The 14,502-nt window shown below is 64.5% G+C and carries 14 protein-coding genes; 4 read left to right on the forward strand and 10 right to left on the reverse strand.

The window, feature by feature from the left end:
- Positions 1–13 precede the first annotated feature (13 nt).
- Complete coding sequence (locus ACSFDB_RS18440) at positions 14–1,633, reverse strand: ABC transporter permease (RefSeq protein WP_440772375.1); 1,620 nt, start codon at positions 1,631–1,633, stop codon at positions 14–16.
- 322 nt (positions 1,634–1,955) lie between these two features.
- Positions 1,956–3,086 (reverse strand): extracellular solute-binding protein, encoded by a 1,131-nt coding sequence (locus ACSFDB_RS18445; RefSeq protein WP_440772376.1) that lies wholly within the window; start codon positions 3,084–3,086, stop codon positions 1,956–1,958.
- A 293-nt stretch (positions 3,087–3,379) separates the two neighbouring features.
- Here ACSFDB_RS18445 and ACSFDB_RS18450 point away from each other — a divergent pair, with 293 nt between their 5' ends.
- Positions 3,380–4,060, forward strand: a complete 681-nt coding sequence (locus tag ACSFDB_RS18450) for a class I SAM-dependent methyltransferase (protein ID WP_440772377.1) — start codon at positions 3,380–3,382, stop codon at positions 4,058–4,060.
- 251 nt (positions 4,061–4,311) lie between these two features.
- Here ACSFDB_RS18450 and ACSFDB_RS18455 read toward each other — a convergent pair whose 3' ends face one another.
- Positions 4,312–4,887, reverse strand: a complete 576-nt coding sequence (locus tag ACSFDB_RS18455) for a DUF1684 domain-containing protein (protein WP_440772378.1) — start codon at positions 4,885–4,887, stop codon at positions 4,312–4,314.
- A 157-nt stretch (positions 4,888–5,044) separates the two neighbouring features.
- Positions 5,045–5,284 (reverse strand): DUF7127 family protein, encoded by a 240-nt coding sequence (locus tag ACSFDB_RS18460; RefSeq protein ID WP_440772379.1) that lies wholly within the window; start codon positions 5,282–5,284, stop codon positions 5,045–5,047.
- 135 nt (positions 5,285–5,419) lie between these two features.
- Here ACSFDB_RS18460 and ACSFDB_RS18465 point away from each other — a divergent pair, with 135 nt between their 5' ends.
- Positions 5,420–7,795: an ATP-dependent DNA helicase gene (locus ACSFDB_RS18465; protein WP_440772380.1), complete on the forward strand. Its 2,376-nt coding sequence runs from the start codon at positions 5,420–5,422 to the stop codon at positions 7,793–7,795.
- A gap of 17 nt (positions 7,796–7,812) precedes the next feature.
- Here ACSFDB_RS18465 and ACSFDB_RS18470 read toward each other — a convergent pair whose 3' ends face one another.
- Both ACSFDB_RS18470 and ACSFDB_RS18475 read right to left on the reverse strand, forming a co-directional pair.
- On the reverse strand, positions 7,813–8,124 hold the full coding sequence (locus ACSFDB_RS18470; RefSeq protein ID WP_090311839.1) for a DUF7521 family protein: 312 nt from the start codon (positions 8,122–8,124) through the stop codon (positions 7,813–7,815).
- 163 nt (positions 8,125–8,287) lie between these two features.
- Complete coding sequence (locus ACSFDB_RS18475) at positions 8,288–9,424, reverse strand: thiamine ABC transporter substrate-binding protein (RefSeq protein ID WP_440772381.1); 1,137 nt, start codon at positions 9,422–9,424, stop codon at positions 8,288–8,290.
- Between the two features lie 111 nt (positions 9,425–9,535).
- Here ACSFDB_RS18475 and ACSFDB_RS18480 point away from each other — a divergent pair, with 111 nt between their 5' ends.
- Entirely contained in the window at positions 9,536–10,669 is a 1,134-nt protein-coding gene (locus ACSFDB_RS18480; protein ID WP_440772539.1) for an AI-2E family transporter, read from the forward strand.
- A gap of 78 nt (positions 10,670–10,747) precedes the next feature.
- Complete coding sequence (locus tag ACSFDB_RS18485) at positions 10,748–11,299, forward strand: DUF5518 domain-containing protein (RefSeq protein WP_440772382.1); 552 nt, start codon at positions 10,748–10,750, stop codon at positions 11,297–11,299.
- Between the two features lie 30 nt (positions 11,300–11,329).
- On the opposite strand, the gene ACSFDB_RS18490 is transcribed toward ACSFDB_RS18485, so the two are convergent.
- From ACSFDB_RS18490 to ACSFDB_RS18505, 4 genes are all read right to left on the reverse strand, one after another.
- Positions 11,330–12,700: an ABC transporter permease gene (locus ACSFDB_RS18490; protein WP_440772383.1), complete on the reverse strand. Its 1,371-nt coding sequence runs from the start codon at positions 12,698–12,700 to the stop codon at positions 11,330–11,332.
- Positions 12,700–13,455 carry an ABC transporter ATP-binding protein gene (locus ACSFDB_RS18495; RefSeq protein ID WP_440772384.1) on the reverse strand — a complete coding sequence of 252 codons (756 nt, stop codon included), beginning with the start codon at positions 13,453–13,455 and terminating at the stop codon, positions 12,700–12,702. Before ACSFDB_RS18495 ends, ACSFDB_RS18490 begins: the two co-directional genes overlap by 1 nt.
- A gap of 113 nt (positions 13,456–13,568) precedes the next feature.
- Positions 13,569–13,997, reverse strand: coding sequence for a DUF5788 family protein (locus tag ACSFDB_RS18500; RefSeq protein ID WP_440772385.1), 429 nt, complete (start codon positions 13,995–13,997; stop codon positions 13,569–13,571).
- A gap of 48 nt (positions 13,998–14,045) precedes the next feature.
- Positions 14,046–14,339, reverse strand: a complete 294-nt coding sequence (locus tag ACSFDB_RS18505) for a hypothetical protein (RefSeq protein WP_440772386.1) — start codon at positions 14,337–14,339, stop codon at positions 14,046–14,048.
- Positions 14,340–14,502: the final 163 nt, after the last annotated feature.

Genomic DNA, 14,502 nt, shown 5'->3' on the forward strand with positions numbered 1-14,502 from the left:
GATCGGTTCGTCCTCAGCCGACGTCGTTTCCTTCCTGTCTGAGCAGGATCAGCATCGAGAGCCCGGAGATGAAGATGAGCAGGAGCGACGGGATCGCCGCATACCGATAGGCGATGGCGTCCTGGGCGTTCCAGATGATACTGACGAGCGTCTCCATGCCGATGGGCCTGAGCATCAGCGTGACCGGGAGCTCCTTCATCGTCGTCAGAAACACCAGGACACCGCCGGCGATCACGCCAGGCATGATCAGCGGCAGCGTCACGCGCCGGAACGCCTCGAGCGGACCGGCGTTGAGCGTCCGTGCGGCCTCGATCGTCTTATCGTCGACCTGGAGCACGGAGGACCGAACGGTGCCGACCACCTGCGGAAGGAACCGGACGACGTAGGCGAAGATGAGCAGCCAGATCCCCTGTCTGTACAGCGAGGGGAGGAGTCTGTTGCCCATGAACACCAGCGCGAGTCCGATGACGACGCCCGGAACGGCAAAGCCGACGTAGGTCGCTCGCTCGAGAATTCTCGAGACGATGGAGTTCGACCGTCCGGAGTAGTAGGCAACGGGCAGGGCGAACGCGCACGCGACCAGTGCTGCGATGAGCGCGAGATGGACCGAGTTGTACGCGAACTCCCACTGGAACTCGTAGGCCGGGATCCGGTCCCCTTCGCTGTAGAGCAGCCAGCGCGTAAAGATCGCGACGGGGACGACGAGCGTGAGCGCTCCGAGCAGCGAGACGAACCCCATTGCGGGCCACTTCCAGTGTCCGAGTCGAACCGTACTGCCGCTTCCACCCCCACCGGTGGCGTCCTCGTCCCGCCCGATGCCGGCCTCGATGACGAGCACGATGGCGACGATCGCGACCAACTGCAGTGCGAGCAATGCGGCGTACTCGCGTCCGAAACCGGTGGTTTCCCAGTAGATCCGGCTCGTGAAGACGTTCGCGCCCATGAACGCCGGCGTCCCGAAGTCCGAGATCGCGTAGAGCCCGGCGAGCAACGCCCCGGCGGCGATTCCCGGTCTGATCTGTGGAAACGTAACCCGTCGGAACGCTTCCAGCGGGCCGGCGTTCAACGTGCGCGCGGCGTCGACGATCGAACTGTCCATCGAGAGCAACGCGGCTCGAGCCGTGAGGAACACGTACGGGTAGGTGTAGAGCGTAATAATGAAGATCGCACCGGAGAGCCCGTCGATGGCGGGAAGCGTCGTTCCGAAGAGCGTGTCCACTTCGCCGCCCGAGCCGAACATCCCGACGAACGCGATCGCGCCGATGTAACTCGGGATCACGAGCGGGAGCGCGGCGACGACGGTCCAGAACCGCGGGTAGGGGAGATCGGTCCGCGTCGTCAGGACGGCGAGCGGAACGCCGAGAACGATCGAGAACAGCGTGACGAGGGCCATCAGGACGATACTGTTGACAGTAACCCACGCCGTGCGACCGGAGACGATGAGGCTGTACGCACGCGACGGTTCGACTTCCGTCGCTCGCAACAGCAGCCACAGCATCGGTGAGATGACGAGTAGGGCGACGATAGCACTCGAAATCGCCAGGGCGGCGCTCGAGCGATCCGTCTCGCGGACTCGTTCGCGAATCACCGCGAGCTGCCGTGAGAGATCGAGATAGTTCGTGAGTGATTTCATGGGAGGTGCTCGACTCGATCGGCGGAATCGCGAATCTGATCAGTCGCTTGGAGTTAGGTTCACCTAAATCCTCCGAAGCGATTCAGCGGGGTCTACAGACGGTGCAGGCCGAGCACCTCGGGACCGTTCGAGGCTCTCGAAACGACGAGGAGCCTTCGATCCCGAACCACTCGGTCCCGAGGTGGCTCAGGGTATCGAAATCTACCGCGAACGGAGTGACCACGAGTAAAGAAACTCCTGCTGGCGCGGGTGTGGCGGGTACGGTTGGCCGTCGGGGACGCGAGACGGTTCGGGTGTCGCTGTACGTCGATTGACGACCGTTTCAGACGCCCAGCCCTTCTTCGTCGATGAGATCTCCCGCCTCCTGGAGATCCATGTCGAAGTTGCTGAGGTCGAACTCCGGCGGATTGATCTCCTCGAGGTCGGGGAGTGGGCCGACGTAGTCGATACCTTCGATGACGGGGTACTCGCCGTTGTCGTCCATCATGAGCTCCTGTCCGTCCTCGGCCAGCAGGTGACGGACGAACTCGGCGACGAGCTCGGAGTCGCTGACTTCGTTCAGGACGCCGACGCCGGCGACGCTGAACAGACAGCCGGCGTCGTTCTCCGTAAACGTCGTTCTGATCGGGGCGCTTGAGTCCTCGTTGAGGATTCGGGCGGCGTAGTAGCTATTGCCGAGCCCGACGATCGGATCGTTATCGCCGCCCTGGTTGACGGCCTCTGCCTGCGAGGACCCGCCTTCGAAGAGCTGCGCGTCCTGGTCTTCGGCCATCGTTCGAACCCACTCGCGGGTTTCCTCCTCGCCCTCGAGTTCGACCATCGCCTGGATGAATCCGCGGAACGTTCCGGAGTTGGGTCGCGTCGAGATGATTCCCTCGAAGCGCTCGTCAGTCGCGTACTCCATGATGTCGGTCGGCAGCTCGTCCCAGTCGTCGAACTCCGTTTCGTCTAACCGGTCGTTGTTGTACAGAATTGCGCGCGTTCGGCCAGTAACGCCGGTCCAGTAGCCTTCGTTGTGCTGGTAACTGCCGGGGACCGCGTCGACGATGTCTTCCGGAAGCTCCTGCAGGATGTCGTTGTTGTAGAGTTCGTTCAGTGCACCCGGATCCTGCGAGTACATCAGGTCCGCCGGATGCGTTTCCTCTTCGAGAATCTGGTTGACCTGCACGTCGTTGTCGTCGTAATCGACGCTGACGGTGAAATCGTCGTACTCCTCCTCGATCGCATCGAACACCGCGGAGATCTGATCGGGAGTTCGACCGGAGTAGATGGTGATCTCCCCCTCGAGATCGCCGAGATCGTCCCAGCTGGCAACCGACGAGCCGAGCGGTTCTTCCATTGGATCGGTCTCGACGAGCGGTGTGTCGTCGATATCGTTCCCGAGACAGCCCGCGAGTCCTGCGATGCCGGCTGCAGAAACGCTCGCGGTCGCGAGAAATCGTCGTCGGTCCATTGCAGTTCGATGCGCCGGTGTGCCGTTTCGCTGTTCCATATCTAGTTTTAGGCCGACCTAAAACACATATAGCTTCCGATTATTCCCGGGATGTTGCACGAAAAATTGCGTCAGCGGGAGCTGTTTTTCGGCCTTCGTCCGATGCCCACGGAGTTTCGGCCAACCTAAACCTCTCCATACACACCTTTTTAGGCCAGCCTAAAGAGTCTGTCGATGATTCCTGCGTTCGTGGTCCGGAACGCCGCGCGACTCGAGTCGAACGCATTTTGGCTCCCGAGCGCCACATTGTGCGTATGAGCGTCCGCGAGGAGTTCGACGACTGGGCCGCCAGCGGCCGGGATCGAGGGATGGAAGATCGACACTGGCACACGGCGAAACACGCGCTCGCGCGCATGCCGGTCGAGCCGGGCGATACCGTACTCGATCTCGGCTGTGGCAGCGGCTATGCCGGCCGTGCACTGCGTGATACCAACGACGCGGGCCGCGTCTACGGGCTCGACGGCTCGCCGGAGATGGCACACAACGCGGCGGGCTACACGGACGATCCGCAGGTCGGCTTTCTGGTCGGCGACTTCGATTCGCTTCCGTTCGCCGATGACTCGGTCGACCACGTCTGGAGCATGGAGGCGTTCTACTACGCCGCCGATCCACACCACACCCTCGAGGAGATCGCCCGCATCCTCCGTCCCGGCGGCACGTTCTACTGTGCGGTCAACTACTACGAGGAAAACGTCCACTCCCACGAGTGGCAGGACCGAATCTCGATCGAGATGACCCGCTGGAATCGTCGGGAGTACCGCGAGGCCTTCCGCGAGGCTGACCTTCACGTCGCCGCACAGGACAACGTCCCCGATCTCGAGACGACGATTCCGCCCGCCGAGGAGTTCCCGACCGACGACTGGGAGCGCCGCGAGGCGATGGTCGAACGCTATCGCGAGTTCGGGACCCTGCTGACCGTCGGCGTCGCACCCTGACTCTCACGGCGGCTCCGGTTTCGTCGACGGGATGATTTTGGGGACGGCCGTCGACTGATCGACGGGCTGGCCTAGCGAACGGCCCCCGGTTTCCACTCGATACGCGCCGATCTTACAACCCCCTCGCTTCGACTCGAGTCACTCCTCTGTCGGGCGGTTTTGCGGCTGTGGCTCGACTCGAAGCCACCCACCCCTCACCCCCGTCACCGATCCGAACTCGTTTGGCTACTCGAACCGTTCGTCCTTGGACGTCACTCGAACCGTTCGCCCGCGGGAATCGTGATCTCGAGCCAGTTTTCCTCCGGTGGGAGCGGACAGTCGAACGTCTCGCTGTAGGCACAGAACGGCGTGTACGCGAGGTTGAAGTCGACCACGAGTTCGTCGCCCGAATCGAGGTCCCGATCCGGCGAGAGTTCCATGTACCGACCGCCGTCGTAGCTCTGCTGGCCGGTCGTCTTGTCCCGGAAGGGGACGAACAGCGGCTCCTCGTTCGGGCTCTCGAGCTGGTAGGCCGCGAGTTCGTAGGTACCGTCCGCGAGGTCCTCGTCGTCCCGGTCCAGTTCGAACTCGAGCGTCGCCACCCGCAGATACCGCATCTCCCGGCCCGCGGTCGTGTCCATCAGGACGACGTCGGGCTCGTCGTGGCGCTCGACGGTGGCGGTCACGCGGTAGGTCGCGTCCGGGTCGAAGTACTCCAGTCCGTCGAACCCGTCGCGCTCCTCGGGCGGAACCGGGGACTGGGGGTGCTCAGCGAAGAAGTCGTCTTTCTCGGCGCGTTTCGACTCGAGTTCCTCGCGCCAGCGCTCGACGTCGATGGATTCGCTCATATCGTGGGTAGTCGACCGAACGGGGAAGGCGTTGCGTTTCCGCCCGCTCTTCTGGAGCCGTCAAATCCGGTCTGGGTACTGGATCGGCGAAAAAACTGAGCGGCGTCGAACGGATCGTGTCGCGCGCCGGTCGCTGTCGGCGCTCGGAACCGAACCGTTACTCCTTGATCGTCAGCACGCCGTTGCGGGCGGAGACGTCGCTCGCCTCCGGCGGCAGTTCGAACTCGTACTGCTCGCCGTCGGCGACGATGATGGCCGTCGATCCGAAGATATCCATCGAGATGTCCGCGGCCGAGTTACCGAAATCGACCGCGATAACGCTGCCGTCGTCGTACTCGAAGGTGCGGACGACGATGTCGTCTCGGTCGACGTTCTCGAGGGAGTGGGGGACTTTCATAAGTGACGGTAGGGGCTCGGACACTTAAAGGAGCACGCTGGCAGCGTCCGGCCTGCGGCCGTCCCACTCTTTATTAGTGATGACGCGGCCACAGTCCGTCAAGGATATGCACGACCGCTGCGGAGTACGGAAAGCATGACGGACTGGCGATCGATCTTCGGCCACAGACAGCCCTACGACGAGCAGGTCGACGGTATCGAGACAACCATCGACACCGCTCGAGACGGCGGCTACACCGTCGTCGAGGGCGCCTGTGGCACGGGGAAGACGATGATCGCGCTCACCGCCGGGATCGACCTGGTCCGCGATCCCGACAGCGACTACGAGCGCGTCTTCGTCCTCACGAGCGTCAAACAGCAACTGCGCCAGTTCGAAGCCGACCTCGAGACGATCAACGAAAACCTGCCCGCCGACTGGAACCCGATTTCGGGACTCACGCTCGTCGGAAAGGCCGACGTCTGTCCGTATAACCGCGAAGGAGCGGCGGGGATCGACGACGGCAACGTCTACGACCGCTGTGAGACCTTACGGGATCGCACCCGGGACCTCACTGGCGAGGCCGGCGAGACGACCGCCCAGAACCTCGCTGCACGCGCCCGCAGCCAGCAGATCGGATTAGCCGACAGCGGCAGCCGAGGTGGAACTAGCAGTCGCTTCCTCGAGACTGCCGGCGAACCGACGCCGTACGCGCCCGACCTGCCCGAGTACGGCGAAGGCGGCCCCGTCGGGGCCGAAACCGAGTACTGTCCGTTCTACGCGCAGTACCTGGAAGATCTCCCCGAGGAGGGGAGCGACGGCGACGCGGTCGAGGCCGTCCCCTACGACTTCACCGAGGCGGGGATGATCACGCCCGAGGATCTTGTCGCGCGGTCGGTCGCCCACGGCACCTGTCCCCACTCGGTGATGGGAGCCGTACTGGGCCACGCCGAAGTGGTTCTCGGAAACTACTACCACGCGTTCGATCCCCGAACGACCGGCTCCTTTACCGGCGCGCTGCTCGACGACTCCACGTTCGTCGTCTGCGACGAGGCCCACATGCTGGAGCCGCGCGTGCGCGATCTGGTCAGCGACGGCATCAGCGATACGTTTCTGCGCGACGCAGAAACCGAACTCTCGCGCGTGATCCAGCCGATCAAATTCGAACGGGAGGGTCGCAACGCGCAAGGCGGCTCGAAGACCGCCGACGCCGACCTCGTGCGGGCCGAACTCAACGATACTGACGTCACTTTCGAAGAACTGAATCGCACCCTCGAGTTCGTTCAGGACCTCCGGAGCGAACTCGACCGTCGAGTGACGGCCTATCTTGACCGGAACCACAGGGGATGGGAGTCCGATCCCCACGACCTCCACGACGAGGAGATTCCGCTTCGAGACCCCGCCGAACCGGCCGAAGACGAGTTGACCGAGTGGGCGAGAGAGGCCGGCTACGGCGACGCCGATTGGGTCCGGGCCGACTCCGTCGGGGCCGTCGTCGAGCGAATCCTGAACGAGGCCGAAGACGAGGACCGAACCCGCGCGGCACCGGCGGTCGGCCGCGTCCTCGGCGAATGGTACCGCTGCAATCACACCGACTACTTCCGGGAGATCGAACTTGAGCGCACCTGGGACGACACCGAACCCGCCGACACCTGGCGCCGAGCCTACAACGCTCGCCTCGCCCTGCACAACTGCGTGCCGAGCGACGCCATCGGCGACCGACTCGCCGCCTTCGGCGGCGGCATCCTCATGAGCGCGACCCTCGAGCCAATGGAGGCGTTCACCGAAGTGACGGGACTCGACTACCTCGAGCGGGAGGAGGAGCGACCGGTCGTCGAACGACGCTACGGACTACACTTCCCCGCCGAAAACCGCGAGAGCTTCGCGGTCGCCGCGCCGAAGTTCACGTACGACAACCGCGGTCGTCCGGGTGCGGAGAATCCGACACGGACGCAGTACATCGACGCCATCTCCCAGGTTGGGGGACTTTCGGGCAACGTACTCGTCGGCATGCCCAGCTACGCCGAAGCCGAGTGGATCGCCGGCGTCCTCGAGGACCGCCTCTCGAAACCCGTTTTGGTCGACGCGGCGAGCGACGACGAGACCACCCAATCGCTCAAACGCGAGTTCTTCGACGGGGGCGGGAAGGTCCTCGTCACGAGCCTCCGTGGCACCTTGACCGAAGGCGTCGACTACAGCGGCGACCGCCTCTCCGCGGCCGTCGTCTGTGGCGTTCCCATCGTCAACACCTCGAGTCCGCGGACGAAGGCGGTTCGGCGGGCCTACGACGACGAGTTCGGGGACGGCTTTACGTACGCGCTGACGATCCCCGCCGTCCGCAAGGCTCGGCAGGCGATCGGACGCGTTATTCGAAGTCCCGAGGACGTCGGCGTTCGCGTTCTCCTCGACGAACGCTACGCTCGCGATAGCTGGGACTCCGTCCGGCCGTATCTGCCCGATGACGGCGAGTTCCAGCCCGTCAGTCCGGACATGCTCGAGATGGGACTGGAGCGGTTTCGGAGCCGACTCGAGTAGACACTCGCGAGTTGTCCTCAGTCGGATTGGCGAATCGTCACCGTCCTCGTTGCGGACGTCTCGGCGTACAGCGAGTACAGCAGGATTGCGAACCCGCCAGCGGTGAACGCACTCTGGATCGTCACGCCGAGAGCGACGTTACCGCCGACGAGGTGGGCGATGGCGCCGCCGACTGAGCCGGCGACGATGAAGCTGAAGCCGAGGGCGACCGCACGCAGTGCAGCGGATCCCGTTCGTCGAAACGCACGGTACGCGAGCGCGGCGACGGCGCCACCGGTGAGCAACGTCGCGGTGTTCGCGCCGGCGATGAGGAGTGTGTATTCATCCATGGTGATCGCGTAGTCGGTCGCTGTCTCACGTTCGAGCCACCGATTGGTCGCCGATTCGGTGGTCGAACGCCGCTCGGATGTCGTCCACTCCGTCGCTATCGCACTTTAGTGACAGTGGCAGTTCCCACTCTGAGGGAACGGCTGGAACGGAGCAATCGGGCCGCTACTGGTCCCCGAGGCGGTCGTCGAACCGTTCCGTCCAGTCTTCGAGCCACTGGTCGAGGTGGCCCCGAAGTTCGGTGTAACTCGTCGTCACCGGCTCCATGGGTTGGCGGACGGCTTCGCCGAACTCCGGCGAGAGGCTGACGTCCTCGATGGCCGGAAACTGGACGTTCCGCCTGGCGAGTTCCAGCTGTGACTCCGGCGAGAGTACGTGTTCGAGAAACGCGTAGGCCAGATCGGGCTCCTCGCTTCCCTCGAAAATCCCCATCCCCTCGGGAACGGCGTACCCCTCGTCGTTCGGGAACGCGACCCGGTGGCGTTCGGGCTCGTAGCCTTCCGTGGCCGCGAACAGCGGATCGGTCGAATAGGAGACGACCATCGGCCGCTGGTTCTCGAGGTACGCATCGTAGTAGGCGTCGCTCCAGGTGTCGTGAACCTGAACGCCGTTCGCGAGGAGTTCCTCCCAGTACTCGAATGCGGTCTCCGCGTCGGCCGACTCGATCGTCCACAGCAAAAACGCCTGCCCGGGGTTAGAGGTGACTGGATGTTGGGCCAATAGCGCGTTCTCGTACGCGAATCCGAGCAGGTCGTCGAACCCCTCGGGCGTCCCGAGTTCGGTTTCGTCGTAGACGAGGCTGACGTAGCCCGTATCGTAGGTCAGCGACCGATTGTGCGGATCCCCGAGTGCGAGGTCGTCCCGGATTCGTTCGTGGCCGTCGATTCGCTCGAGGTTGAGTTCGCGGAGGAGCCCTCCGTCGCCGATCCGGTCGTCGATCCGTGCCAGATCGCCGACGGTGAACCCGAAGAGCACGTCGACGTCGATATCGGCGTCGTACTCCCCACGCCGGATGTAGTGTTGAAGACCCGTGTTCGGAACGACCCACTCGAGTTCGGCGTCGGGATACTCCTCGACGAACGTTTCCTCGAGCCACGGTCCGGCGGGGTTCGGACCCGTGACCATCGAGCCGTAGGTGGCGATCCGGAGGGTGCCGTCAAAATCGGGTTCCTCGGGTTCAGGATCGCCGTCTTCGCCCCCGTTCGGTGGATCGTCGTCGCCGTCGCGAGTCAGACAGCCGGCGAGACCGACGGCTGTTCCCGCTCCGACGCCGATAGTTCTCACGACCGTCCGCCGTTTCATTCAGTGGGGATACGTCGTGAAGACGTAAGTTTCGTTCCCAACGTCTAACTGATCGTACACGTTCTCGGAATTTCTTTCGATCCGAACAGTTTTGCTCCCGCAGTGTGAGCCATAGCTGTGACATCGAACGCGACCGCTCCCAGGAACCGCCGGTACGTGCTCGCAGGTATCGTCGCGATACTCGGACTCGTTACGGGCGCAATCTTGCTCGAGGTTCTCGGGACGATTCTCTTCGCATTGACGGTGGCGTACGTGCTGATGCCCGTACAGGACTGGCTGGTCAGACGCGGGCTCTCGGAGTGGCTGGCGGCCGTCGGAGCGACGCTAATCGGCTTCGTCAGTGCGATCGCCGTCTTCGCACCGATCGTCGTCACGCTCTACTTTCGGATCGACCAGGTGATGGGCGTGATCGAGGGGATTCCACGGGAGGTACCGATCGAGGCGCTCGGCATGGCGTACACGATCGAGGTCGCCGAAGTACAGTCCATCGCACTCGACTTCCTGAGCGGGGCCGCCGTCTCCTTTGCCTCGGCGCTGCCGGTGCTCGCGATCAAGTTCGCGCTGTTCGTCATCCTGTTGTTCGCACTCGTGCTCAAGGGTGACGCGGCCGGCCGGGCGGCCATCGCGCCCGTCCCGCGGGAGTATCGCGACATCGTCTACGCGCTCGCCGACCGAACGCGCGAGACGTTGTATGCGATTTACGTCCTGCAGCTCGCGACGTCCGTCGCCACCCTGCTCATCGGCTATCCGCTGTTCTGGCTGTTGGGCTACGAGGCGGCCTTTACGCTCGCGATCATCGCCGCGATCCTCCAGTTCGTCCCGATTATCGGGCCGAGCCTGCTCATCGCGCCGATCGCCCTCTATCACGTCGCCGCGGGCGAACTCACCGCGGCCGTGCTCGTCGGCGTTCTCGGCATCACCCTCGTCGCCTGGTTCCCTGACATCGGTATCCGGCCGCGCCTCGCCCAGCACTCCGCCGGGCTCCCCGGCAGCCTCTACTTCGTCGGCTTCACCGGCGGGCTCTTCACGCTCGGGCCGATCGGGATCGTCGTCGGGCCGCTGATCGTCGCGGTCTTCGTCGAAGCGGTCGACCTGCTCGCCGACGAGGTCAACGGGAACGCGACCTTCTCCGAGATTATCGAGGCCGACCTCGAGGGGCCGCCGGGAGAGGACGTGTCCAGACCCGGCACCGAGACCACGATGACGTCGCCGGAGGAGCCCGGCTCGCGACCGGCCGACGACTGAGCCGTCTGCGATTCGGAACGGACCGGGCCGGGTTCCGACACCACCGTCACTTTTCTCCGTGCTCGCCGTTCGTTCGGTATGGTCAACAGCCGGACGCTCATCAACGCGCTCATCGGTGCCATCGTCGGGGTCGTACTCTCGTTCATTCCGCTCTCGACCGTTCTCGGTGGGGCCGCCGCGGCCTTTCTCGAGGGACCGGACACCCGCGACGGAGCGATCGTCGGTGCGCTGGCGGGAGCGATCACGTTCCTGCCGCTCGCCGGTATCGCGATTTTCGGCCTCGGGGTGCTCGGATTCGGGATGGGGATCGCTGCGGTCCCGTTCGAGGGGTTCGCGCTCGTGGCGCTCGTCGTCCTCGCCGCTGTGGCGCTCCTGTTTTTCTACACCGTCGGTCTCTCGGCGCTCGGCGGCTATCTCGGCGCGTATCTCGCCCAGGAGTATCCGGTCCATCGCGTTCGAACGCGAGAGACGATCGGACTGTCGTCGGACCGCTCGGGCTCGGAGGCGGTCGCCCGGACACGTTCGTCCGGACCGCAGTCGGACTCGCGGCAGGGACGGGACCGAGAGCCGAATCGTCCCGACGCGCGCGACTCGAGGCGCGACCGTGATGTCGAACGGGGCCGACGCTGACTCCCCACCACGCTGGTGATCCACGTCACGTCACTCGTATCTGAGCGCGTCGATCGGATCCGTTCGGGCCGCTCGCCAGGCCGGATACAGTCCGGCGGCGATGCCGACGAGCACGCCGACGGCGATGGCGAGCGCGACGTACTCGTAGGGGTAGACCAGCGGGAGTTCGATGTACCACGCGCCCAGATAGCCCGCGACGAGACCGAGCAGCGTCCCGAGGATCGCCCCGACGATACCGAGGATCACCGACTCGGCGAGGAACAGCCCCAGAATCTCCCGGTTCTGCGCCCCGACGGCTTTCATAATCCCGATCTCGCGGGTCCGTTCGGTTACCGAGACGAGCATGATGTTCGCGATGCCGATCGATCCCACCAGCAGCGAGATCGCCGCGATGCCGACGATGAAGTTCTGTAAGAGGTCCAGAACGTCCTCGAGTTGCTGGAGCAACTCCGCGCTCGTCTGCAGCGTTATCTCGAGGTCGTCGCCCAGCAGTTCGCTCGCGTCGGACTCGTCGCTCTCGAGGTAGGCGAGCGCGCTCTCCTTGGCGCGGTCGATATCCGCTTCGTTGGCCGATTCGGCCTCGACGACGATGGCGAGGAAGAGCGCGTCTCCGGACCCGTCGGCGTCGCCCGTCTCGCCCCCGTCGTCGGTATCGCCGTCGTCAGCGTCACCTTCTTCGTCGGTATCGTCCCCGTTGTTTTCCTCGTCGCCGTCGCCACCCTCTCCTCCCCCACCCGGAATGGCTCCAGCGGCGTCCTCGGTGTAGAAGGGGTCCGTCGGCACGTAGACCCGCGGCGACGGCTCGAATCCCTCGAACGGGCTCAGTCCTTCCGAGCTTTCGGTGATTCCGACGACGGTGACGGTCGTCTGCTGGCCGCCCTGCAACGCGATAGTCAGCTCGTCACCGACCTCGAGGTCCTCCTCGAACTGGCCGGCGACGGCCGGGTTGACGACGGCCTCGCGTTCGCCCTGTTCGAACTGGCGGCCCTCCTCGAGCGTGTTCTCCCTGATGTAGGGCGGCCCGGCCGCGACGAGAGCGTCGCTCTGGGGTGAGATTTCGCCCTCGTAAACGAGCGCTTGCGTCGACAACGGCATGTAGCCGTACGCGGCGTCGATATCCCCGTCGTCGTTCAGCGCGTCGAGATCGTCCTGGCTAAAGACCGGTTGCGCACCGGCGAGCGGCCCGCCCTCGGTGTCGGGGTCGGCGGCCCAGCCGTAGCTGTTGCGCTGGTCGTCGGGGCTGATATCCCCGATGATGCCCGCCTGCAGGCTCGCTCCCAGCGTGACGAACGCGATCACGGCCGCGATACCGATCACGATACCGAGCGTCGTCAGCGTCGAGCGCAGTTTGTGACCCCGAATCGATCGCCAGGCGAGCCGCAGACTCTCGGTCGGTCGCATCAGGTATCCGCCTCGTTGGAAACGTTCGCGCTGCCGAGGTCTTCGATCCGCTCGAGTTTCCCGTCTAACAGGTGGACGATGCGTTCGGCGCGCTCGGCGACGTGACGCTCGTGGGTGACGACGATCATCGTCGTTCCGCCGCCGTGGAACTCGGCGAAGAGCTCGAGAATGTCGTCTTCGGTGTCCGTGTCCAGATTCCCCGTCGGCTCGTCGGCGAGGACGAGGGCGGGGTCGTTGACGAGCGCCCGGGCGAGCGCGACGCGCTGGCGTTGTCCCCCGGAGAGCTCGTTCGGCAGGTGGTCGGCCCGATCCGCGAGTCCGACGCGCTCGAGGAGCTCCCCGGCCCGCTCGCGACGCTCCCCGCGACCGACGTTCTGAAACAGTTGCGGGAGGGCGACGTTCTCGAGGGCGGTCAGCCGGGGCATGAGGTTGAACGTCTGGAAGACGAAGCCGACCGTCGTCCCCCGAAGGGTCGTCCGCTCGCGGTCGTCGAGCGTCGCCACGTCCGCCCCGTCGACGATCACGGTCCCCTCGGTCGGCGTGTCGAGGCAACCGACGAGATTCATCAGCGTCGACTTCCCCGAACCGCTCGGACCCATAATCGCCGTATAGGAGCCCCGCGAGATGTCGAGGGAGACGCCGTCTAGCGCGTGGACCGGCTCGCCGAGCTGGTAGGTCTTGCGGACGTTCTCCAGGGAGACTGCCGTACCGGTGTCGTCAGTGTCGGGCTCGTTTCCGGTTCCCGATGTCGCCATAGGACGTCAACGACAGCGCCGGCGAAAAAGGTACAGCCGAACCAGGCAGCTCGGGCTCGCGGTTCTCGAGTCGTGATTCACGGATAAGACGGGTCCGGACGACCTCAAGAAGACTACCCGCGGATCGCGTTCACGAAGTCGAGCCAACGCTCGTGATCGTCGAGCACAGCCGAACTCGCTTCGGCACCGAAGCGCTTTCGGCGCAAGCTTCGGAGGGCGTTCTTGGCTCGGTCGAGCCCGACGATCGTCTCGACGATCTGCTCGCCTTCCTCACGGCCGATCGGCGCCGATTCGAGGCGCGCGACGAGCCGTTTTCGTTCGGCGGTCAGTTCGCGTTCAGTCTCTCTGACCAGCGGCTGGACGTCGTCCGGGATACCCTCGACCTTCCGGGTCTCGATGACGAACTCCTCGAGCGGGAGTTCGTCGTCGCCGACGGTGATCGTCTCAGGGAGCGTCTGGCCGATGGTCGCACTCTGTCGGTTCGCGCGCTCGAGCAGGTCGCGTCTCTCCGTCCGGGTCAGTTCGTCGCTGGTGGATGGCATGGGAGTAGGTCGGGTACCGGAGCGTTCGGATACCGGGTCGACGAGTCGTTACCAGTCGCCGCCGCCCGCCGCTTCCGGCGGTTCGTCCGGCGTCTCGTCGCCGCGGATGATGAAGTAGGCGATGAGCGCCACGAGTCCGAAGATGAACGTGAAGAACGTCAGTCCGGCGGTTCCGATCGCCCACAGGACCTCGTTGTTGTCGCGTTTCGAGGCGTCCTTGTACACCCAGTAGCCGATGACGACCGAGATGATCAGGAAGATCACGGTCGAGACGAGGATGAGCGTGGGACTCATGCCGAACTCCTCACCGTTGGTCTGTAACGGAGCGAGTGCGAACAGCATCAGTCACCGCCCTCCGATCCAACTGCCGCGGTTCGAGTGCCGACTCGCCGATACCGTTCGTGATCGGGCCGAGGTCGAGTTGCCGTCTGCGGGGATACTGTGAACATACTGTTGCTTCCCTCAAAAAATAAATGATGGCCAATATATTTCTTTTGATCGTTTT

The sequence above is a fragment of the Natronorubrum amylolyticum genome, from assembly GCF_052040145.1.
GTDB lineage: Archaea > Halobacteriota > Halobacteria > Halobacteriales > Natrialbaceae > Natronorubrum.